Source organism: Photorhabdus hindustanensis, from assembly GCF_002968995.1.
GTDB lineage: Bacteria > Pseudomonadota > Gammaproteobacteria > Enterobacterales > Enterobacteriaceae > Photorhabdus > Photorhabdus akhurstii.
In genome coordinates this window covers 1-22987 of record NZ_PUWT01000019.1, presented here as the reverse complement: position 1 = coordinate 22987, position 22987 = coordinate 1, and the positions used below count along the sequence as shown (strand labels likewise).

Below are 22987 nucleotides of genomic sequence, written 5' to 3'. Positions count from 1 at the left end.
TTCGAAAACCTGCCATTGCTGCGGTTACAAAATGCTGGAAATGCCGCTGCGTAAGCGGCTCTGGCAATGCCCTTTCTGTCGAGTCGAACATGACCGCGATATCAATGCGGCGCTCAACATCCAGCGCAAGGGCATAACAGAATTACAGGCGGCGGGACTCGTCGTCTCTGCCCACGGAGGCCAGCGTCAATCCGTCATAAAGACGGTGGCGGCCTGAGAAGTGGGAAGCCTCGCCGTTTTTACGGCGGGGAGTAGTCACAGCCTTTCCTTTACCCATCTGCCTCCAAGCATCAATTTGACGATTCCATAATGTGAGAATACAATAATCGTCAAGCAAGTAAGGAGGGGCTATGAACGCGATACTGACAAACCACAGCAAAAATGCTGATACCCTTAATGAGTACCAATCCCTTTTGCAACGGCGATTTGACAAATTGCTCACGTCATTGATGCCTGAGTTTAAAGAGAAAGCGCAGGCCGCAAATGCTCTTGTGCTAAGTGATAGCGAACTACTTGAACTATTATATACGACTCAACTTGAACACAAAGTCCGAACTCCAGCGCGTGAACTTCGTAAGCTTAAACGCCGTGCTGAAAACCTAGCTCTGTTCTATCAGGAACTTGATAAAATGGGCGGAACTATCAAAGCTGGAGACGTTGCAGAGATACTCTGCATAAGTCGTCAAGCTGTTAACATAAGAGTGAAAAGTGGAAAGTTGCTTGCTTTTAGAAAAAACAGCGACTACATTTTCCCTACATTCCAGTTCACTACCGGCGGAGTCTTGCCTTATTTTGAAGATGTTATGAAAGCGATGGGCGTGGACATTAACCCAGTATCTAAAATGTCTTTTTTAACAACACCATTGTCCTGCAATAGAACACCTCTTGATATTATGATGAAAAACAATGCTTCAGAAAACGAACTGGCTTTGATGCTGAGGGCTGCGTCACAAGTGGGTCATCAGATCGCAAGCTAAAATAAAAAAGAGCCCCTGTTTCGAGGGGGCAACTTTATATCATTCAAGTCGGATAATTTTGAAGTTAAGCACTTCTTCCAATAATTCATCTGCTGATATGTCGGGTTCATTCCATGTACTCGGCATATATTCTGAATCCCTGTAATTAACCAGGCTTTGCATCCCTGCGTCTACAAACCGATCTTCCCGCTTCTCCCACACTGCATAACAGAAGTCTGTAGGCCAGTGGCGAGATATGTAGCAAATACCATCCATTTCGTTATTTAAGAGTTCATAGAGGCAAGCCATAGCTCTTTTTGTCACTGAATAACTTTCATCAACCATAACACTTAACGGGATATGTAACATCCCAATAAGTTTAGCAATATCGATAAAAACTAATTTCCTTAATGAACGAATGTTGCATATTCTCGCAGTACGGATCTCAGATTCATCAATAAATCGTAACCCTTCCTTATGCCATTGCCTTCCATAGCTTTCTGCCAGGGCTGTAACTGCTCGGTCGGCCATATAACATACTCGGAAAGAATTATCTGGGGAATTATATCGCCCATCGCCAAAATTGAAGTTTAGAGCAGACGGCCATTCTTTCCTTTGCCAACGTTTTAAATTCCAGTCGCCGGGAGTATAAGTCGGAATGGTATGGGTTTTATAGATTTCCCGAATTTGTTTTTCTAGATCGGGATACAGAATCTCCTTGGGTAGCATTTTATACCTACATCGAAAGCTTTTACCTATCCGGTGAAAAAAAGCAGAGCGCTTGCTCGTTAGCGCTGTAAATGTCATTGATAACAAAACAATTATACAACTTTTAACTGCATTTCCAATGATAAATATGTGCTGTGGTTTCTGGGGGCGAGCTATGTCTGTAGTTTATTGTGCGTCCACGATTTATTGGTAAGAATGGTGTTCCAGGACGGATTCTTATTCAATAAAACCGTGGAAATAGTAAGAGATTAAACTTTTTTAATCGGCTTTGAACAGCATAGTTACAGCGGTTACGAACATGATGACAGCCGCACCTTTAAATAAAATCCGTTGTGCCCGTTGGCTTGATAACAGATGTCGAATACTGAGAGCGCCGAGAATAAATACCGCTCCTACGCTGAATAAGACAAAAACCGTTAGTGGCACTAACATGAGTCCCCAGTTTTGCAACGAGATAGATTCCATGTTAATGACCAAAGGCAATAGAGCGAGATAGAAGGCAATGGTTTTAGGATTGCTTAACGTTAGAGTGAGACCAGATAACCAGGCCGCAGCCAACTCCTTTTTCTTAATAGGTTGGTCTTCGCCAATGGATTGATGATCGGCAAACCAGAACTGCCACGCCAAATAACTCAAATATAAGGCGGCACCCCATCTCACCATAACGAATAAAGTGTCAAAGCTGCTTGCTATAATGGACAAGCCAAAAACAGCAAAAGATAAATAAGTTAGATCGCCAATAATCAGGCCAAACAACACACAAAATCCCGCTAACGCGCCACTACTCACACTTCTGGCAACCAATGCTGCCATTCCTGGACCTGGTATCGCCGCAGCAACAGTCAGTGCCGCTGTATAGGTTACTATTTGTGACACTTCTAGCATATCTTTCCTCTCAAAATAACACTTTGAAGTAACAGAACATAAAAATGTCACTTGCGAATGCAAGTGACAAATGGATTATTTAATATAGACAATAACGACATTTTTCTAATGCTGAACGTCTTAAGTTTGGCATATTTTTATCCAAAATAGTTAAGACATTTTTATTAGTTGTCGAATGACTTCCCGAGAAAATACCATATCTTGAACGGCCAAACCAACGGATTGAAAAATAGTCACACCCTGATCGCACAAATTGGAATGAGATTGAGAAACGGCACCAATTTCTATTCCAATGTCTGACCCGCTAAGAATACCTTTCTCTCTTGCTTTAATAACCGATTGAGAGGCGGCAAGTACTGATTCATTGGAATCAGTAAACAGGGTTGTATGGCTATACATATCTTCGCTAAGTTCCTGAAATCCCAGGGCCGAAGCGCCAATGGCATTGACATGACATTTAACCGGTAACTCTTTTCTATTGAGTATAGGGTCACGCGATGCTGTGGTTGTGCAAATGATGTCACTATTGAGTACCGCCTCAGCAGGTGAGGCTTTGATCGAAATGGGAAGATTGAGTGTTTTATCACACCATGTGACAAACTCACGGCATCTTTCTGCATTACGACCCCATAAAGTGACTTCTTTAATCGGGCGCACATATAACATGGCTTGCAAATGTGCTTTTGCTTGTAAGCCAGTGCCAAGTATCGCCAACCGGCTGGCATCCTTTGCGGCAAGAAGATGAGTTGCATAAGCAGAGGCGGCTGCGGTGCGAATTTCTGTGATAGCGCCGGCATCTACCGCTGCAATCCCTGAAACTCCCGGTTCGTCGTAAACCAGCACACTACCGATGTGTGAAGGTTTATCGCTGTTGCTTTGAAACCTCACTACCACCGATTTTAGCCCAAACCCTTTGTATGGCCCCTCCTTAATATAAATCGGCATGGTGCCCATTAAGCCGTCTTCGCCTTTAATGATATTACGTAAAGGTTGCTCTACTTTTCTCTCCGATTGCAATTTAAATGCTATTTCACTTAGCTTAAGACTAAGTTCCATCGTCAAATAACGTGCAACGGTTTCTTTATCGACATAAAGCATATTGATGCCTTTCAATATCAGTTAAAGGTCGTCCAGCTTGAATTTATCATCAATTTCAGTTCCGGCAATACTATTGAGAATTGTCGACATATTCTTTTGAGAAACGCCTAACACAACGTCCAACATACTCTGTTTGCTGAAACCACGGCTTAAAAATAGATCAATAGCATCTCTTTTCAATTGTCCCCGGCAGTAAATAACCTCTGTGGTAAATTCACGCAGTGCCAATAATCGTGGGGAGAGATCGTCGGTTTTTTCAATCAATGCCTTAACCGTTTTTTTGTCTACACCATTATGAATTGCAATAAAAGCGTGGGCTTGAATTGTATAATTACAACCATTTTCTATGCCGGTTGTAATCCACACTACAGCTTTTTCCTCTTCATTCAATGAACTATCAATAAATAGGTCGTGTGCTCGTTGGTAAGCGGCTAATAATGAAGGAGATTCTGACATATAACCACTTTGGTTAGGTACCCAGCCGAAGTCATTAATAGAGCTTTGAAGTAATTTCTTACTTTTTTCAGGTGTGGTAGCAATAGTGTGTAGCGTAAGTAAAGACATAATAACCTCTGTATATTAGATCTATATATTGGCCTATTTTAAAGCAACGTTAGCTTTTATGCGGCTGTAAATACTGACCAAAGCATTTGAATTGGTCGAATATGAGAAATAAATTTTAAATTGTGTAATTTTGCTGCCACTTCTGTCGTGAGTGCGGCATCTACCTCTGAATTAGCGGCTGCTTTTGCCGCTGAACTGGTTGAGTCTTTAAAAATGATATCCGCAATTCTTAGATTATCAGGCAACAACTCTGGGATTAAAGCCTTTGGTGCCGGATGGGTTGCAATGACGATATTATCTGTAGTTAATTCATCACGAATAGCGATACCATAATTAGGCGTGTAATTTAAAAATGCGGATGACAAGTTAAACCTGTTATCCATGTAAAACTCACTGATATTGTAATAAGCATTGGCTACCACCAATGCCTGACAGTTATTTAAAATAATTTGATTGCTTGCTTCTTCGTAAGTATTACATAAAACAACTTGGTAACTCTTGGCGACGTTATTTTTAATGGCAAATTCACCAAAACGAATAGCGGATTGTTCGCTACTTGTACCTGATGGACCTAAGGTAGCAATATTTAGAACATCAAATGTATCTTTGTAGAAACTAAAAAAAACACATTCCATGATGTCTCTCCTGGAATTACACTAATAAACTGGATTTAACCAATGTGAGAATTTATCTATTCTGCCTCTGATTATTTCTTGATAATCTTTGGTAATAACATTGGCTATAGAATCTTCTTTTTGTATATATGACACATCGTCTATTTGCGAAACAATTGATATTTCAAGGCCAGTACCTGTTAAAAAGCAGGCATCTGCTTCATAGAGATCCTTTTGCTGAATTTCTGACTCAATACAGGGAATATTGCGGAATTTACAAATATCGAAAACAGATTGTCTGGTTATTCCATTGAGTATGCCGGCGCTAAGCGATGGTGTAATAACACAATTATCCTTAACAATAAAAACATTTGATGTACTTGCTTCTGCACACATGCCTTGTTCATTCAGCATGATAGCATCATCAAATCCATTCTCTTTGGCATCTTCATGAGCAAGTGCGGAATTAACATAAGTGCCGGTAATTTTGGCAGATGATGGAATTGCCGCATTTGATACACGTCGCCATTTTGAAATAAGGCATTTAAAATCTGTTTTTTTAGTGTAAGCGCCCATAGGTAAAGCGTTAATACAGAGGGTTGAATTGACACCGCTTAGCTTAACGCCAAATTTTTCACCCGGCATTAACGACTTTTTAAGTGCTAATGGCCTGATATAAATATCTTGTTTGAAACCGTTTTTGATGATGATATTTTTAGTAATGTCAGTTAACTCCTGACTAGTATAGGGCAATTCAATTTTTAATGTTTTAGCTGATTGTATTAACCGTTCATAGTGCTCACGCACTCTAAATAAGTTAAGTTGGTTATTATCTTGATCCCAATAAGCTCGGATTCCTTCAAATGTACCGGTGCCATAATTTAAAGCTTGTGTATTGGCAAGAAAGGTCGCATTGCTAAAATTAAGATATTCCCCGTCTAGAAATACGATCCAATCTTTATTAACCGGGCTAACGATATTGTTTGTCATTTAGCTGCCCTCTTTTTCATGATTTCTAAAGCTGAATTTCGTTCAATATTGTTGGTATCATCTCTCAAATCATGGATACGTGCTGCTTTCCAGCTTACCATTGCCGCGGTTCCAATAAGTCCACCGACATCTCCTACATGGATGTCGACATTCATATTGAATTTGGATTCCATTTTTTGCTTTATCTTACTAATGAGTGACGCATCATTTAATTCGTCACACGGCTCTAAAGTGATCTTAAGCTCATCTGTACCGGCTGTATTGTTGATTTCAATAAAATATTCAAAACAATATTCGAGCTCTTCAAAGATGGCATTTTCAATATCAAAAGCATATACATTAGCATTGTTTAATACTAACACATCTTTTACTCTGCCGATGGGTTCTATTTCCCATTGATTTAAGTCTATTGCTTTACACCGAACCATATCCCCTGTTTTGTATCGAATCAGCGGTTTATTACCTTTATATAAATGGGTAATCACTAATTCACCAGCAACGTGATTATCACCAACATTGAGTTTCTGATGAGTAAAAGGGCAAATAAGTTCGTAATAATTGTTGTATGGAATAGTAATAAGCTTATTGGTATCGTTACAAGCCGCCAGAATTGACGTTTCTTGTGAGGCATACATACAGTTGTAAATTTTAGCGCCCCAATTCCGAGATAAATTCCTTAATCTATTTGGCGTAATAAGTTCGCCAAGGACTAAAATGATTTCGATACCTAATTCTTTTGCATCACATGCGTTGTCCCGGCAATATTTTAGCAACTCAGCGGCGACCGCAGGTGTGCAAACTAAAGCGGTTATTTTGAGGTCTTGTATCAACCTGAGTACTCTATGCATGCCAACAACAGGCGAACGAGGCCACATTTTAATAACGGTATGCCCTAAACTGCGAAATACATCTTCGAAGGTATCTCCAGTGGAGTGCAATTCCGTTGGACCCATTACGCCAATAATGTGTTGTTTGCCTTCCTGATTAAAAATAGACTCATATTGCAGAGTCAGGAAGCTATTATTGACTAAAGAATCTATTTCATTGCGAGGACAAGGCGTTGATGGCCCAGTTGTCCCTGTGGTTTCATAATATATCCAGGCATGACTTAAACTATCTGAAGATATCGTATTCCCTGCCTTACTTAAGTCTAATTTTGTGGTGAAGGGCAGTTTTTCAACAAATGAGGATAAATTGTCATCATCATTTGGGTTTATTGCGTTTAGGCGATCTTGATAGAAAGTTGAACCATTCTTCGTATAGTTTATGATTTCTTTCAACTTTTCATATTGTATTTTTTCCAATATGGGGATATCTATCTCGCCAGATAGATATCTTTTTAATTCGGTAAGGTACTTCATCCCTAACTCATGAAGATCGGTTCTAAAAATGGAATACATATATGCTACCTGGTTATTTATAAAGTGGTAAGTTGCCAGTGAGTTTATTGATATCTTTCTTTGGTCCAACTATGCCGATTCCGGATAACTTCAATTCATCCGAATGCTCAGCAGATAATTTTCCTTCGTATTCCTCATAGGTTCTGCATGATTGCGCTAAACAGGAAAAAGGGCTTAATTTAAAGTTATCGTTAGATTTTAATTCATTATGAATAGCATCCAGTACATCATGGTTTGCTTTCAAAATAGGCAAAGGCGTTTTAATGACACCAGGATAACAAATGCTATCTTTACTAAAGACATCATGCCCTACAATGCCGTTAATGTTTCTGCCAATTGAAACACTAATGACGCTCAGCGCGTTCATGGCTAACCCAAGTGGCAGACTATCAGCGATAACGACGACACTTTTATGTAGGTTCTCGTCAAACTCCATACGACTTTCCTATTAACTGAGTGAAATTTATCAACTTATTTACATCGACAATAATATCAGAAACTGTCCATGTACTTATTTCTTTCCATAGCACCACGCCTTTTATATGATCGGGATGATGCATATATATGTTCAGGTCTTCGTAACTTTCAAAGTAACCAATTAAACTAAAGTCAACTGATTGCTTTCTGTCTACCGTACTGCGGCCGCAAAACCATCCTTTTATTTCACTTATCTCATTTATATGATTTAGAGTCACCTTCTCTGCTAATATAGCTTTTTCACTATCCCAGCTTATTCCATTCTTGAAGGTAAATAGAACTTGATGTGCAATCAAGTTATTTTTGCCCAACATGATTTACCTCATAATTAAAATTTTGAGTTATAATAACCTATGGAAATGATTTAATTTACACTTAATATTAGCGCATACCTAGTTTATTTTTTTTGATTTGCGTCTAATTTAAATAGCACATTGCATTTATAGTAGTCAACTATTTCCCATTGGTAATAATTCAAAGTAAAGTGAAAAAATTGTGATTCTGACGATGAGAATAAAGCTATTAGGCTTGTCTCTTGAATGTCTTAATTTTTCACTGCTTCTGGACGATAAGGTTGTTTTATGACCTGAGATTATTTTCTAGTTGGATACCAATGGTCATAAAGTATTTTGTTGTTATTTCTGATTTGTCAGTAAATGCGCTGTTTTTTGATGTTGAAAATAACCAGATCGTCGGTTGCGTCATAATAAAGAGTTAAAGTAATTCTGAGGATTTGTGGCAGTAGTCTTGCTTCAAGTCATGGGATGCCGTTGAGCATGCCACTAATGATAGGTGTTTTGGTAATATTTTTAAATAATCTATTATTTATGCTTGATTGTTTGCATTGGGTTGTAATATACTGCGCTCGCTTTCAGGGGCCACCCCTGAAATAAGCCGGCTTAGCTCAGTTGGTAGAGCAACTGACTTGTAATCAGTAGGTCACCAGTTCGACTCCGGTAGCCGGCACCAAATCAAATAAGAAGCCGTTATCTTCTCAGGAGATAACGGCTTTTTTCTTGTTTCATTTCAAATGGTTCTGTTCATATATCCAGTAGATTTTGCTATTTCCTGTTATAATTTCCCGCTTAACATCGTATAGTTAAACTCACTGTCAGGCAGTTCGGAATAAAACAGAATGACCAAGAATAAAGGATATCAGACGTTCAGATAATGCGGATTTATTTTCCCGGGTAAAAACTAACAGAGAAAAATATTGGCATTTGAGGTATCAGTTTTCCAGCGTGAAAAAATGTTTGCTATCGACATGTATCCATCTATTTGTCTGGTGAAAGCCGAAAATAAGATGGGATAGAAAATAGCAGAAGATATTGATGCTGCAAAAGAGTATCAGATAAAAGCAATTTCAGCTCAGAAGAATATTTTTGCTAACTATTTACTGGATAGCATGGGCTTAAAAATCTCATTGATCAGAAGAGGGTATATCTGACAGTGTTAAAATTTTTCACGTAGATATTTACCTGATAATCGGTAATTTATCGTTAGTAACATTAATCCTGTTGGTGGCTTAAATGTCTGGTTTAATCTAGTGGAGATATTTAGAATAGGGATGTTGAGATCTCACATTTACACTGGCTGGTTGTCTATCACCATGTAAACAAGCTGATTTCTGTGCCTGCGGCATAGGTGTGGCAATCACTCTTAATCGGCACTTTATGATGGATTTCAAAGTCGATTCAAAATATTTTTTACACTTAAATATCCATGAGGTAAAAAATCTGTGCTATTTTTTATTTAATGCATTTTTCATCTCATAATAAAAAAGGGGGTGTCATGTTGCTTGAAAACTTTTGATAAATAATAAAGAGCCTGTGTGTTGCTTTAGGTGCTAAGCGTTTTAAAGGAAGGTACATTAGAGGATTAAATGAAGATTATAAATTTGTATAATAAATACGTAGATGAGGAAGATAAACACTTTATAGTCATCCATGTCAACAATGATATTATGTGTTTTCCTATGAAATTAAGCTTGGTCCAGAATAGGGATTGTTTACGATTTGTATTTAATAGACTAAGTAAACAGATGTATTTAAACGACGTAGTTACGTAGCAGAGAAACACAAAAATAGAAAATGAAAAATTTGTTATAATGCCGAATGCATGGATGCATGAGACCATCATGAAAATAATTTTTACTACTATTTGTTACTAAAAGTTAAGGTCAAAATGTATGCGCAATATTCAACAAGTTTTAGAGCGTTGGGGCGGTTGGGTTGATGATGCCACAGGTGTTAATTGGCCACCGATCGCGGCTGGATTTAAAGGTTTGATTGCGTCAACTCGTTCATTACGTCCTTCCTGTTGTGATAATGATGGCTTGATTATCGATGCTTGTATCGCAAAGTTGCAGACGGTAGATAAGTCGGAAGAAATTGAAGTTTTATTTATGTACTACGCATTGGGGCTTTCCAAACGGTCCATCGCGCGTTTAATTAAAGTGCCTGATATTGAAGTACGTTCCCGGTTGCAAAAGGGAGAAAGTTTTGTTCAGGGATGTTTGGCGATGCTTGATATCAAGTTAGAAATGGATGATGAAGTTCTGAACCACAAAAAGCTTGTGCGTACGCAAAAAGCTATGGTAGTGTACTAACCAGTTAAAGTTGCGAATAAGCCCTGATAGAAATATCGGGGCTTTTTTCATTTGGGTATTGCGGAAAATAGGGCTTAACCTATCAAATTCGGGTTTAAAAAACTCCTGTTATGCAATTAACTCTGTTTGGTACGAGTGAACTTTAAGTATCTTCATATTGTACTCTGATAAATAAGTGAAAATTTAAATCATAATTGTCAAGGTCGCACTGTGTTGCGGCCTTTTTCGTATTTGCCATCGCGAATCACTTGCGCATATTTTTTTACCTTTTTCGCGATCGGTATCCCTATTAAATCAATCATAACTCGGTGTTAAGAACTAACTTTCCATAAGAACTAGTCCTCAATACAGGGCTTGGTTTACCCAGGCTCAAGGTGAGTTATTGCTGTTTGATGGAGGTATTTTTGATGAGCAACGGTAGTGATAAAGCGGGTTGGTTAACGCCTGTCACTCCTGACCCTGAGTACGATGATGGGTTGGAACACATACTGAGTTGTTGGGTGTGTGGTGTTTCTGGTTTGCCTGACGATAAAGTGCGTTCTCGATGGACATCAGCACAACTGCCTCAGTTACCGGTAGATGATGACTGGTGTGATTTTGTTATCACGGATTTTATTTCGGATGCTTCGCCTGCTTTTGAGAACCAGACTGATGAGGGAACCAAGTTATGGCGTCATGAAGAAATTGTGTGCTTGATTTCCTTTTATGGCCCGAACAGCCAGCGGTACGGCGCTCGTTTTCGTGATGGGCTGGCAGTCAGTCAGAACAATGACGAGTTGGAGCGTTCCGGTCTTTCAGTAGACAAGCTCAGTCGGCTGACTTCTTTACCGGAACTTATCAATAACCAGAGGGGGCGTCGTTATGACATGACGATCACCTTGCGGCGAAAAGTGGTGCGTGAATACGGTGTTAAATCACTGGTGGAAGCGCCTGTCAAATTCTTTGGAGATTAAATTATGCAGGGTTTACCTGTTTCAAACATTATCAATGTCACGTTGAATATGGCTCCTCATGCGGCTCAGTCCCGGAACTTTGGTGCGTTACTGATTATCGGCGCAAGCAACGTGATCAATCCTCATGAGCGTTTACGCCGATACTCGGATATCGAGGGTGTCGGCGCTGATTTTGGACTGACTTCACCAGAGTATCAGGCCGCAGCGCTTTATTATTCCCAGTCGCCACGCCCGGTTGATTTATATATTGGTCGGTGGGCTAAGGATAATGTGGTTTCCTCTTTACAAGGGGCCGTGCTGACTAAACCGCAGCAAATTATTAGCAAATTTACTGCCGTCACCGAGGGTTCTTTTAAGTTGACGATTAACGGTAAAGAAGCGGTGTACAGTGGCATTGATTTGAGTAAAGAGAGCAATCTTAACGGTGTGGCCCAACGGATAGCGGATAAGTTAAAAGATTATTCGGTCACATATGATAGTACCTCTTCACGTTTCGCTATTATGCCAAATTCTGTCGGTGCGGTTGGCTATGTTTCACCGGCAACGACGGGAACTTATATTGGTGATTTGTTAAGGCTGGACGAAATATCGGGTGCTACCGCTATCGAATCTACCAAAGCAGAAACCATTGCTGAGGCAGTAGCGGTGCTGGGATCGGTATCCAGCGGCTGGTATGGGTTAGTTATTGCCGATGATTCTCTGGCGGATGAAGATATTCTCTCTGTTGCCGACTACATCGAATCTGCATCTGTTTCCCGTATCTACGGACATACAGTACAAAAAACAGACGTGTTGGATGCTAATGTTAAAACTGATATCGGCTCAAAATTAAAAGAGAGAAACTATCAACGCACCCTTTGGCAATATTCAACCGGTAAATCCTACACCGTTGCTTCGCTGTTGGGCCGCATGTTTACCGTCAATTTCAACGGTAATAACACCACGATAACTTTGAAATTTAAACAGGAACCCGCAGTAACCGCAGAAAACCTCACCGCAACGCAAGCCAATGTGTTGAAAGAGATAAATGGCAACGTTTTTGTTAAATACAACAACGATACGGCCATTATTCAGGAAGGCGTCATGGCGAATGGGGATTTCATCGATGAGCGCCACGGCTTGGATTGGTTGCAGAACTACGTTCAAAACAATCTTTATAACCTGCTTTACACCAGCACCAGCAAGATCCCACAGACTGATGAAGGTGTCACCCGGCTAATTACCAATGTTGAGCAGTCACTGGCTCAAGCGGCGACAAACGGATTAATCGCTCATGGCGTATGGGGAGGTGATCCGATTGGCGCATTGGACACTGGCGCAACATTAACCAAAGGTTACTACGTTTACGCACCGCCAATTGCAACGCAGGCACAGGCTGATCGGGAAGCTCGCAAAGCGCCGGTTATTCAGTGCGCTATCAAATTAGCAGGCGCTGTTCACTACGCTGATGTCATTATTAATGTAAACAGATAAGGGTTGAAAATGGCTACGTATTCTTTTCTTGATGTTTCCGCTTCTATTACCGGAGTTGGCGGCTCTTTTGATCTTGGTAACGGCGCCGCGCTCTCGGATGAGGGAATTACAGTCACCATGTCGGAGAGTAAAAACACCATGACCACCGGTGCAGATGGGGAAGTCATGCATTCATTGCATGCAACCAAATCAGGAACCATCACAGTTAATTTACTTAAGACCAGTTCAGTAAACGCCAAATTGAACGCGATGCTCAGTGCGCAATCACTTTCGTCGGCGGCATGGGGTAATAATGTGATTGTGATTCGCAATAAGCAAAGTAACGACATTGCTGTTGCACGTTCCGTCGCCTTTCAGAAACAACCGGATTTGCAGAATGCTAAAGCAGGTAATACCGTTGCCTGGGTATTTGATTGCGGCAAAATCGATATCATGTTAGGCACATTCTAACCCGCTTCCTTCACAAACAGTTAAATCACCTTCAAATCTGCCGCAGCATTTGTCTCTATTTTTAACATAGGACTTATGCTGTGGCAGTTTGAGCGAGCTTGAGGATAAGTGATTATGGAATTTGAAATTGATGGTAAAAAATATCGTGGTGGTAAATTAAACGCTTTTCAGCAACAGGACTTAGCAGTGGCTTTGGCACCGGCTATTCCGGCACTTGGACCACTGATGAAAAAGATTGTGACAGCTAAAAATGATGAGGGAGTCACGGGCTTTGAAGAAGTGCTCCCTTATCTGGTGGAATCCATCAACGCGTTAGGAAAATCCAACCGACATGAAATTAATGATATTTGCTTATCAGTGGTTTCTCGTGAACAGAATGGAATATGGAGCAAGATTTATGAGCCTGATGGTCAGGTATTGATGTTTGATGACATTAACGGCTTCGAACTGCTGAAAATTGTCGGTTTTATTATTCGAGACTCATTGGGAAATTTTTTTTCTCGCCCCATTAGAGAGCGCAGTGTAATCCCAGGACAACCCAATTTAAATTTTGAAACCCTCCCGAAAGGGCGTGATTACCTGTTACGCCCGGTCATTGCGGGCATGTGCCGTTATGAATCATTAAAAAACGGTGTTCTTGGCTTAGCTGATATTGCATTGATGAATGATGCCCTTGATGTTAAATCGGAAAATGAGGCCATGATAGAGAGGTGGCGAAATGAGCAATAATGTTGAAACAACTAAGGATTTCTTGGGATCGCTTAAGTTTGATGTTGATGAAGCCGGACAGAGTAAATTCATGGCTGTTATCACCGAAGTCACGGCTAATGTTCTCAAAATGGGGGAGGAAATTAAAAACGCAGCACTAGAGGTTATTAATTTCACCACTCAAGTTGCTAACGGATTGGATAAACTTTACTGGCAGTCACAGAAAACAGGTGCAACGGCTGAAAACATTAAAGCCATTGGTTATGCGGTCAGTCAAGCAGGTGGAAGTGTTGAAGGGTTTAATCAATCTCTTGAGGGCGTTGCTAATTTCCTACATAAAAATCCAGGTGGTGAGGGATTATTGCGGAACATTGGTGTTCAAACCCGAGATGTAAATGGCAGCCTTCGGGATACAGCATCTTTGGTGGCACAGGTGGGTGAACAGTTATCGAAAATGCCGATGGATCGTGCTAATCGATACGCCCGCAAACTGGGTATTGACGACAATACCTTGATGGCTATGCGTCGTGGGATTGGTCAATATACAGCTGAATATCAGGACATGACGAAAACCATAGGTTATAACCCGACTAAAGCAACCCAGCAATCTCACCAATTTATAGTGCGCATAACTGCCTTAGACAATTTGTTTGGGATGATAAAAGAAAAAATAGGCTCGGATTTGGCGGGGGGATTGGCTGGACGAGTCGAATCATTTCAACAAACTATCCTGCTTAATTTCCCTAGGGTAGAAAAGGTTATTACTCGTGTATTGAATGTCATATTGAATCTGGCTGATGACATAACATTAGTGGTCAGTCGTGTCGGTGAAGCTATTAGTGATTTAATTGGCTGGTGGGACAAACTGGATGGCGGTACAAAAACGCTTATTAAAGCACTAGGTGGCTTACTATTTGCGTGGAAAATCTTAAATACAGCCTTTATGACTTCGCCGATAGGGATGATTACTGCACTGTCAGCGGCGTTGCTCTTGCTTTATGAAGACTATAAGGTTTGGAAAGAGGGCGGTAAGCATTTTATTGATTGGGATAAATGGAAACCCTCTATTAATGAATTTCTTAAAGCCATTGAAAAAATCTCTGGTTGGATAAACCAAGGGGCTAAGGCCGTTGGCGGTTGGAGAAATGTATTAAAGGGATTTGCGACCTTCATTGCAGTTGCATGGGCTGCGAAGATGATCAAAGGAATATCCAGTGTGACAAGTGCGATTCTTAATTTGGCTAAAGTGTCAAAATCTGTTTCCAGAGGTGGAATATTAGGTAAAGCGGGAGTTGCAGGGGCAGTTGCTGTTGCATCAGAGCCATATATCGATAAAGCACTTAATCGGACTTTTGGTGGGTATGACTACTTTCAGCGAATTAGGACCGCGAAAACTTGGCATGATTTTTGTGATGCTCTGATTGGGGAAGGTAATGCCTATTGGGATGAAAAAGGGAATTGGGTAGATAAACGTGAAGAAAACACCCTTCCGAAAGGACATTCTCAATTTGCGGCAGATACTCCTGGTAATGCTCCTGTAGTCATGCAAAAGTCAGATAAGGCGGTAACAGATGGACAAAATAATCAGCCAGTTAATAAAGATAATCCTAAAGTCAGCATGATGAAATTGGCTAATTCTGATGTGATACAAAGATTGATTGATAACATGATGGTGGGGGCAAGTAGTAATAATCCTTATTTATCAGAGCATACCAAAACAGCGATTATCGGAATACCATCTCCAGTGAATAAACCAACAAAATTGGTTGGACATTTAAATAATGTGGCTAATTCTTTGCAGAATATTCCCATTGATCGCAGAATGATCAATGGTGCGGTGGCAAATATCAACAGTATGATGAACTATCAGGTATTTACTCTCGCTTTATTACATCGTGTGCCAATATCTGCTAGCAATAATATACAGGGAATAGGAGAAGTCAATTATCATATTGAAGTCAACGGTGTTGAATCCCCGAGAGAAGCGGCGAGATTGACTGGAGAAACGGTAGAACGCACTCACAGTATGCTCCTTCGAAATATGCAAACACAGGTGAGATAACAATGGATATATTATCAGTCATGTTTTCTCAGCAAAAGAGAAAAATAGGTGTCATTGTACCGAGTGTCGTTATTTCGGAAACACATACAGATGTATCGAATATCACCGATCACCCGGTCCAGCAGGGGGTGACATTCAGTGATCATGCTTATGACAGCCCATCAGAAGTGAGAATGGACTTAGGTTTCGCAGGTGGAGGTTCGCTGCTTGATATTATTGATACAACAAAGGTATTTGATATTTCCACCGGACTGAGCCTTGGAACCAGTCCGCGTGATATATATCAACAGCTACTGGACCTGAGAGCATCACATAAACCGTTTGATGTCGTAACGGGAAAGCGCTTATATAAAAACATGTTGATTAAAGATATCAGTGTCACAACGGATAAAACCAGTGAAAATGTTTTATCGGTAGTTTTAAACCTACGTGAAATTGTTATTGTTGAAACATCACCGAATAAGGCCGCTCCGGCGGAAAATATGAAAAATCCTGAAGATACAGCACCTGTAGTTAATATGGGAGCTAAAGTTACGGTGAAGCCATCAATGCCAAAAATTATTCTTGATTTTATTATAGAGCGAGGTAAGAAATGGCTAGGGTTGTAGAAATTCCTTTATCACCCCAAAATCAGCAATTCGATATTCAGCTAAATGGCATTAATTATAAAATGAGATTGATGTGGCGTGATATCGCAGGTTGGATTTTGGATATTATGACGCCGGACAGTGAATTTATCGTCACAGGTTTACCGTTGGTTTTTGGGGTTGACTTACTGGAACAATATCGTCATCTTGGTTTTAACGGCTCATTAATTTTTTATGGTGATATAAATCAGGAGAAACCTTTCAGAAATAATCTTGGTAAAGAAGACAGGTTATACTTTGTAGTAAGTTAACTTGATGAGAGTAACATATAATTTCAAAGTGGTTATGATAAAAAATTGTGTCCAATAACGAGAGTGGCTATATCTTTGGACGGTAATAAAATATATATTGAATGTCTTGAATGTCTTGAATGTCTTGAATGTCTTGAATGTCTTGAATGTCTTGAATGTCTTGAATGTCTTGAATGTCTTGAATGTCTTGAATGTCTTGAATGTTTTATTTCAGGAGTGATATGAATTGTAGGTAATAAAACAGGTGTGATTTACGATATTATTTTACTTGTTAGGAAATGAGATTGGTTTTGTAGGTTCTAGTAATTATTAAGGTTACAGTAAAATTAATGTTGTGGATAAGGAAGATCTTACAAGAAATATTATCTCTTATTACCTGATGGAAAAGAATCTATACCTTTAAGTGAACATTGGGATAATGTATAAATTTCCTGAGAAAGGATAGATAATCATTGTATGTAACTATTAGATTATTATCTAAAGGATCTTGATATGCTTTCTCTGGAAGAGATTGGTCAATTAGTGAGGAACAATCTGCAATTAATCCTTGATTCTCAAAGGGTTGCCATTAGTTGTAAGTTCTATCACTGATCAGGACTTTAAAATTCTCGCTGGTGGTTTTGGTGCATTGGAATGGGAGTTTGGTTTAACAGAATATGGAAATGATCCTGATAGGTTTGAATTTTGTGTGAAATTAGTGAATACAGCAATAGAAGTAGTGCCTTCTGGGGCGGCTCTTTGCTTGTATGGTGTCAATGATAAAATTTTCAGAATTCACATGATTGAAAGTTTTTCTAGAAATGATAAAAATCATCCTTTAACAGGGCGCATGGTTTTCCTTACCTTGATGTCTGCATATTTGTTTAGTGTGGCGGTAGAAGCTGAAGGTGTTTAATATTATGGAACCTGTTTCAGAGTTGTGTGATTACTATGCGAGCTTTGGTTTTACAATGCATGAATGCGGATATATTATGATTTCAGATGTTAATGGGCTACAGGCAGCCTTTGATAAATTTGCAATGACGATATAAGATTTTGTTATGAAAATAATAGATGGCCACTGTTAGTGTGATATGACGATTATCCTTAATAAAGAGCGCTAGAGCGACTCCCTGAGAGGTACATATGAAAGGGCAGAATGTATCCAAGAAAGAAGTCAGGTTCGATACACTAGGTGTATTTACAAGAATGGGGGCGGCTGTTGATATTTTGAAGAAAGCAGCTCCAGATGCTTTTGAATGCAAGGTTGCATGTTGTGAACAGCAGGGAAAGTTGCGCGGTAGTAAAAAAGCGGTAGCATAAGTTTTTATAATATGTCTCTTTGGGGAGATAAGATTTTTGGCAGTAGGAAGTCAAGTACAGTAAAGAGGTGATGACAATCCTTATTAACGGGCATTAGTAATAGTGCCCTTTGTCGTTTATAAGCCTGAAATTTTTAGTTTCACATGATTTATTACATACGCCGCTTAATTGCGGTTTTTCTATTTCTATATATTAGGTGAATTATGTCAAAACAATGGATAAGAGAATGCCACCTTATCGTTGTAGACAAAGATGGCGAAAAAGTAAATTTATCAGACCTGAAAATCACATTTAACATTAGCAGAACGGAATCTTCCAATCCTGCTACCGGTATTTTTACTATATATAACCTCAATAACGAAACTAGTAATAAATTACGTAAAAATGAATTTAAAAAGATTAAATTTGTGGCGGGTTACAAGGAGAACTCAGGGCAAATATTCTCAGGCCAAATTCAATACACGTATGTAAAAAGAGACAACGCAACGGATACTTGTGTTGTGATTCATGCAGCGGATGGGGATGAAGCACACAATTACGCGACCGTGAATACCACTATTGCAGCAGGATATTCGCAAGCAGATTTAGATCATTTGCTAATGCGTGATATTGCCAAATATGGCATTACAGCAGGTCTACGCCCTGAATTCAATAAATCAGCATCCCCTAGGGGAAAAGTGCTTTTTGGCATGCACCGCAATGAAGTTTCTAATCTGGCAAAGCAATGTGATGCTAATTGGCGCTATGAAGATAACCAATTACATATTGTACCCAAAAATAAATACTTAACTGAAGCCATTGTCCTTACTTCAAAAACAGGTCTTATTGGTATGCCTGAACAAACTATTGGCTCAGGTATTAACGTTACATGCTTAATTAATCCGAATATCCGCCCCGGTACATTAATCAGACTGGACAACCGCTCAATCAAACCGGTTGATCCGGCGACTAAACAGGCTGCTCAGTCTGGCGATCATAAGGATGCAAAAACACAACCGGCAATGTTGGACGCTGATGGTGATTACATTGTCTTCAATGTGGAGTATTCCGGCGACACCTGCGAAACAGAGTGGTACATGACAATAATGTGTATCGCCAAGAGCGATCATACCTTACTGAAACAATCAACTCACAATAAGGATAAGTCAGAGGGCGAATGATAAATACTGACGAACGACTAAATAGACCCGAAGCGGTCTTTTTTGCTATGCAAGAAGTGATTAACGCCGGATTATATGTCTCCTTGCCTTGCATTATTCAATCATTTGATGCTGATGCGGTAACTGTTACAGCACAACCGGCCATCAGATGGAAAATCAGGAAAAAAGATGGGGAGCTGGAATCGGTATCCTTGCCGTTGTTAGTGGATGTGCCGGTGATATTTCCAAGGGGCGGCGGCGTGACATTAACCTTCCCGGTAAGAGCCGGTGATGAATGTCTGGTCGTATTTGCTGATCGTTGCATTGATTATTGGTGGCAATCTGGCGGTATACAAGAGCCGGTAGATCCTCGGCAGCACAACCTGTCCGATGGATTTGCGATTGTTGGCCCACAATCTCAGCAGCAAAAAATAACTAATATCAGCACTCACACCGCGCAACTGAGAAGTGATGATGGTGCTGCGTATATCGAACTCGATCCTAATAGCCATAACATCACGGTTATCACACCGACGAAGCTTACCGCTACAGCCAATGGCGGTACTGAAATCACTTCACCTGACATTATCCTAAACGGCAACGTCACCATTAACGGCAACTTATCACAGGGCATGGGCGCTGGTGGTGGCACCGCAACCATGCAAGGTCCTGTCACGGTGAGTAATGATGTGACAGCGGCAGGGATTAGCCTTAAAAACCATGTACATAGTGGTGTGCAATCAGGTGGTAGTAAGACGGGGAAACCTCAATGAGATACAGAAGAGAAATTGACAACGACTATGTATTTGGTCGTGGAGAGGCGGGTTTTCTTATCAACTCACCGGAAGCGGTTGCACAAGCAGTGAAAACTCGCCTGATGTTGCGGAGTGGAGAATGGTTTCTTGATGACCGAGAGGGAACCGATTACGACAACGTATTGGGTAAAGGCACATCGGGTTTTTATGACTTGGTTATTAGACAGCGAATACTACAAACGCCAGGTGTAGAGAACATCGCCCACTACCGTAGTGAAAGAAACCCTGCAACAAGAAGAATCGCCATTACAGTCACGATAGACACGATTTATGGCCAGACAGGAGTAACCGCTGATGTATGAAAGTATTATCAACACAATGTTACCTGCTATTGATAAAAATGGGATCAATGCTCCTGATTATCAAACCATCTTGAATAGCTGGAAGACGATATTCAGGGATATTTATGGGGACGATATTTACATTGAATCTGACAGTAAAGACGGGGTTTTTTTATCGCTGATAGCATACGTTATTCACGGTTGTAACAACGCAACTGTTGCCTCCTATAACTCATTTAGCCCGACAACCGCGGTGGGTGAAGGGCTTTCTCGTAATGTCAAAATCAACGGCATCACCAGAAAAAGCTCCAGTAACTCAACGGTGGATGTTTTGGTCACAGGTCGAACGGGCACAGTTATTCGCAACGCTTCCGTCCGAGATGATGCGGGAAACGCTTGGTCACTACCGGATGAAGTCATTATAGATACACACGGGCAGGCTATTGTGACCGCGATTTGTCAAAAATCGGGTGCGATTGGCGCATTGCCTCACACGGTTAACCAAATTGCTACGCCAACATTGGGCTGGCAAACCGTGACGAACCCGGTTGCGGCTACACTTGGTCGGGGAATTGAAACCGATATAGAACTGCGGATACGGCAATCGGTTTCCGTTGCGCTGCCTTCGAGAACCATTATGGATGGACTAATGGGGGCAATTGCCAACCTGCATGGGGTTTCACGTTACCGGGGATATGACAACGACTCGGACAAAACAGATGAAAATGGCATACCTGCACACAGCATTGCACTTGTCATTGATGGTGGAGACTCGAAAGAGATTGCCCGGACCATCCTGATAAAGAAAACGCCGGGTATACCGACATTTGGCACCACCGCTGAAACTATTACCGATGACTATGGCAATAAAAAAACGATTAACTTCTATCGCCCTACACTAGTGCCAATTTACGTTGAAATACACATTAAACCCTTTGTCGGATACACATCAGATATTGGTAATAATATTCGCACTGAAGTATCTAACTACATAAAATCTCTTTATATAGGTGGTGGAATATATGTTACTCGCTTATTTGTACCGGCAAACTTATGCAATAAAAACGGTGGGCAGACATATGAAGTATTATCTGTGATAGTGGGTAAATCAGCATCGACAACCGGAACGGCGAACATTGACATAGCATTTAATGAAGCGCCGACATGTTCACCTGAAAATATTAAAATAGTAACGGTGCTCGAATGAACAAATATATAAAGTTAATTCCTGCATATCACATGGAAGGTAACAAATATGTCAGGATGCTTGAAGCTGTGACTGATATTTTCAACCAGAATGCGCTGACAACAGATTTACTGATTAGCAGTTTTGACCTTGATAAAGCGGTGGGCAAACAGCTTGATATTATTGGAGAATGGATAGGAAGAAATCGAATGATTCAGACCCCAATTGAATCCTATTACTTCTCCTTTGATATTACTGACTTGGGATTTGATAGTGGCAGATGGAAAGGGCGGTTTGATAGTGATAAAAGTTATATCAAACTGGATGATGATAATTATCGAATTGTCATTAAAGCGAAAATAGGCGCAAATAACTGGGATGGAACGGCTGAGTCATTTAATAACATCCTAAGTTTTATTCATTCAAATAATGGTCTATCTGTATCTTTTGAAGATAACTTAGATATGTCATTCACTGTGACTATTAAAGGCAAATCGATTAGTACGATTACTAAAGAAATCATCCATCAGGGTTATCTCTCGCTTAAACCTATGGGGATAACGGTTAATTACCATATAGTGGAGGGTTAGAAGTGGCTAAAAATGATTTTAAAGCGTTTGCCATTGGTGAAAACGCGAATACTTTGTCACAAGAAGAATATGAAAGCTCAGATTTTATTGAAGAGGGTTTTAAATCAGGAATAGCAAGGAGTGAACGATTAAATAAAGTTTGGCGACAATCATCGGTTATTGCCGCGGTAATTGGGAAATACATTGCGGAAAAAACCGGTGAAGACGTTATGGATGATGGTGACTTGGAGAAACTCGTAGCACAATTAGATTTAGCATTAAAACAGAAAATTACCACGGAAATTCCTGATGCTTCACTGACGCAGAAAGGTATATCGCAACTTAACAGCGCGACAAACTCTGACAGAGAAGATCAAGCGGCGACTCCGAAAGCAGTTCATGACATTAGAAAAATCGCTGAAAGCAAATTAAGTGGTGTTTCTGATGCCTCATTGACTCAGAAGGGGATTGTACAGCTAAGTAGTGCGACAAATAGCGCAAGCGAAACCCTAGCTGCGACGCCAAAGGCAATTAAAGAGGTGTACGATTTTGCAAATACGGCAAATATAGCAGCCAAAAATGCTCATGATGAAGCAAACAAGGCTACAGATAATGCCAACAGCAGATTGGCAAAAAACCAAAATGGCGCAGATATCCCTAATAAAAGTGAGTTTATAAAAAACCTTGGTTTGACGGAAACGGTGACTAAAGCTAACAACGCGGTACCGGGCAGCCGGAAAGTGAACGGGAAATCGTTGACCGGGGATGTCAGTTTGAGTGCCGGGGATGTGGGGGCATGCTGGGCACATAGTGGTGCTATTTCGATTGGC

27 protein-coding genes and 1 tRNA gene are annotated in these 22987 nt (G+C 40.4%); 19 read left to right on the top strand and 9 right to left on the bottom strand.

Going from position 1 to position 22987, the window contains the following annotated elements:
- The coding region (locus C6H66_RS08105) for a zinc ribbon domain-containing protein (protein WP_146111031.1) at positions 1 to 217 on the top strand (217 nt) is incomplete at its 5' end.
- Between the two features lie 133 nt (positions 218 to 350).
- On the top strand, positions 351 to 977 hold the full coding sequence (locus tag C6H66_RS08100) for a hypothetical protein (RefSeq protein ID WP_046395674.1): 627 nt from the start codon (positions 351 to 353) through the stop codon (positions 975 to 977).
- Between the two features lie 39 nt (positions 978 to 1016).
- Here the strand turns inward: C6H66_RS08100 and C6H66_RS08095 are convergent, their stop codons facing one another.
- From C6H66_RS08095 to C6H66_RS08055, 9 genes are all read right to left on the bottom strand, one after another.
- Positions 1017 to 1685, bottom strand: a complete 669-nt coding sequence (locus tag C6H66_RS08095; protein ID WP_046395673.1) for an RES family NAD+ phosphorylase — start codon at positions 1683 to 1685, stop codon at positions 1017 to 1019.
- Positions 1686 to 1943: 258 nt separating this feature from the next.
- The gene (locus tag C6H66_RS08090) at positions 1944 to 2570 is read right to left on the bottom strand and encodes a LysE family translocator (RefSeq protein WP_040153968.1); all 627 of its coding nucleotides are present in this window, start codon (positions 2568 to 2570) and stop codon (positions 1944 to 1946) included.
- Between the two features lie 150 nt (positions 2571 to 2720).
- Complete coding sequence (locus C6H66_RS08085; RefSeq protein ID WP_046395672.1) at positions 2721 to 3668, bottom strand: ornithine cyclodeaminase family protein; 948 nt, start codon at positions 3666 to 3668, stop codon at positions 2721 to 2723.
- A gap of 21 nt (positions 3669 to 3689) precedes the next feature.
- Positions 3690 to 4232, bottom strand: a complete 543-nt coding sequence (locus C6H66_RS08080; RefSeq protein ID WP_036814960.1) for a carboxymuconolactone decarboxylase family protein — start codon at positions 4230 to 4232, stop codon at positions 3690 to 3692.
- Between the two features lie 56 nt (positions 4233 to 4288).
- Positions 4289 to 4867, bottom strand: a complete 579-nt coding sequence (locus tag C6H66_RS08075; protein ID WP_105395301.1) for a prephenate decarboxylase — start codon at positions 4865 to 4867, stop codon at positions 4289 to 4291.
- 21 nt (positions 4868 to 4888) lie between these two features.
- Positions 4889 to 5836, bottom strand: coding sequence for a branched-chain amino acid transaminase (locus C6H66_RS08070; RefSeq protein WP_105395300.1), 948 nt, complete (start codon positions 5834 to 5836; stop codon positions 4889 to 4891).
- Entirely contained in the window at positions 5833 to 7197 is a 1365-nt protein-coding gene (locus C6H66_RS08065) for a phenylacetate--CoA ligase family protein (RefSeq protein WP_248000630.1), read from the bottom strand. Before C6H66_RS08065 ends, C6H66_RS08070 begins: the two co-directional genes overlap by 4 nt.
- A gap of 52 nt (positions 7198 to 7249) precedes the next feature.
- Entirely contained in the window at positions 7250 to 7672 is a 423-nt protein-coding gene (locus tag C6H66_RS08060) for a DUF2000 domain-containing protein (protein WP_046395668.1), read from the bottom strand.
- On the bottom strand, positions 7662 to 8027 hold the full coding sequence (locus C6H66_RS08055; protein ID WP_046395667.1) for a Dabb family protein: 366 nt from the start codon (positions 8025 to 8027) through the stop codon (positions 7662 to 7664). Before C6H66_RS08055 ends, C6H66_RS08060 begins: the two co-directional genes overlap by 11 nt.
- Positions 8028 to 8606: 579 nt before the next feature.
- Here C6H66_RS08055 and C6H66_RS08050 point away from each other — a divergent pair.
- The 17 genes from C6H66_RS08050 to C6H66_RS07970 form a co-directional block, all read left to right on the top strand.
- Positions 8607 to 8682: transfer RNA gene (locus C6H66_RS08050), tRNA-Thr, on the top strand.
- Between the two features lie 1219 nt (positions 8683 to 9901).
- Positions 9902 to 10321 (top strand): antiterminator Q family protein, encoded by a 420-nt coding sequence (locus C6H66_RS08040; protein WP_105395298.1) that lies wholly within the window; start codon positions 9902 to 9904, stop codon positions 10319 to 10321.
- A gap of 404 nt (positions 10322 to 10725) precedes the next feature.
- Positions 10726 to 11274 (top strand): phage neck terminator protein, encoded by a 549-nt coding sequence (locus C6H66_RS08035; protein WP_422615601.1) that lies wholly within the window; start codon positions 10726 to 10728, stop codon positions 11272 to 11274.
- Between the two features lie 3 nt (positions 11275 to 11277).
- Positions 11278 to 12747, top strand: a complete 1470-nt coding sequence (locus C6H66_RS08030) for a DUF3383 domain-containing protein (protein WP_082300827.1) — start codon at positions 11278 to 11280, stop codon at positions 12745 to 12747.
- Positions 12748 to 12756: 9 nt separating this feature from the next.
- A complete protein-coding gene (locus tag C6H66_RS08025) occupies positions 12757 to 13197 on the top strand; it encodes a DUF3277 family protein (RefSeq protein WP_046395662.1) in 441 nt (146 codons plus the stop codon).
- 114 nt (positions 13198 to 13311) lie between these two features.
- Positions 13312 to 13926, top strand: a complete 615-nt coding sequence (locus tag C6H66_RS26685; RefSeq protein WP_248000629.1) for a phage tail assembly chaperone — start codon at positions 13312 to 13314, stop codon at positions 13924 to 13926.
- Positions 13916 to 15967 (top strand): phage tail tape measure protein, encoded by a 2052-nt coding sequence (locus C6H66_RS08015; RefSeq protein WP_105395297.1) that lies wholly within the window; start codon positions 13916 to 13918, stop codon positions 15965 to 15967. Before C6H66_RS26685 ends, C6H66_RS08015 begins: the two co-directional genes overlap by 11 nt.
- Before the next feature lie 2 nt (positions 15968 to 15969).
- Complete coding sequence (locus C6H66_RS08010) at positions 15970 to 16575, top strand: phage baseplate protein (RefSeq protein WP_046395661.1); 606 nt, start codon at positions 15970 to 15972, stop codon at positions 16573 to 16575.
- Positions 16560 to 16865, top strand: coding sequence for a phage baseplate plug family protein (locus C6H66_RS08005; RefSeq protein ID WP_046395660.1), 306 nt, complete (start codon positions 16560 to 16562; stop codon positions 16863 to 16865). Before C6H66_RS08010 ends, C6H66_RS08005 begins: the two co-directional genes overlap by 16 nt.
- Positions 16866 to 17412: 547 nt before the next feature.
- Positions 17413 to 17760: a hypothetical protein gene (locus C6H66_RS26680; RefSeq protein WP_236548318.1), complete on the top strand. Its 348-nt coding sequence runs from the start codon at positions 17413 to 17415 to the stop codon at positions 17758 to 17760.
- Positions 17761 to 17990: 230 nt separating this feature from the next.
- A complete protein-coding gene (locus C6H66_RS25865) occupies positions 17991 to 18167 on the top strand; it encodes a hypothetical protein (RefSeq protein ID WP_181150163.1) in 177 nt (58 codons plus the stop codon).
- A 203-nt stretch (positions 18168 to 18370) separates the two neighbouring features.
- On the top strand, positions 18371 to 19327 hold the full coding sequence (locus tag C6H66_RS07995) for a phage protein (RefSeq protein WP_105395296.1): 957 nt from the start codon (positions 18371 to 18373) through the stop codon (positions 19325 to 19327).
- Positions 19324 to 20079: a phage baseplate assembly protein V gene (locus tag C6H66_RS07990; protein ID WP_105395295.1), complete on the top strand. Its 756-nt coding sequence runs from the start codon at positions 19324 to 19326 to the stop codon at positions 20077 to 20079. The genes C6H66_RS07995 and C6H66_RS07990 overlap by 4 nt, the downstream gene beginning before the upstream one ends.
- The gene (locus C6H66_RS07985) at positions 20076 to 20423 is read left to right on the top strand and encodes a contractile injection system sheath initiator (RefSeq protein ID WP_105395294.1); all 348 of its coding nucleotides are present in this window, start codon (positions 20076 to 20078) and stop codon (positions 20421 to 20423) included. Before C6H66_RS07990 ends, C6H66_RS07985 begins: the two co-directional genes overlap by 4 nt.
- A complete protein-coding gene (locus tag C6H66_RS07980) occupies positions 20416 to 21609 on the top strand; it encodes a baseplate J/gp47 family protein (protein WP_105395293.1) in 1194 nt (397 codons plus the stop codon). Before C6H66_RS07985 ends, C6H66_RS07980 begins: the two co-directional genes overlap by 8 nt.
- On the top strand, positions 21606 to 22178 hold the full coding sequence (locus C6H66_RS07975) for a DUF2612 domain-containing protein (protein WP_105395292.1): 573 nt from the start codon (positions 21606 to 21608) through the stop codon (positions 22176 to 22178). The genes C6H66_RS07980 and C6H66_RS07975 overlap by 4 nt, the downstream gene beginning before the upstream one ends.
- Positions 22179 to 22180: 2 nt before the next feature.
- Positions 22181 to 22987: tail fiber protein (locus C6H66_RS07970; protein WP_248000628.1), on the top strand; the 807-nt coding region annotated here is incomplete at its 3' end.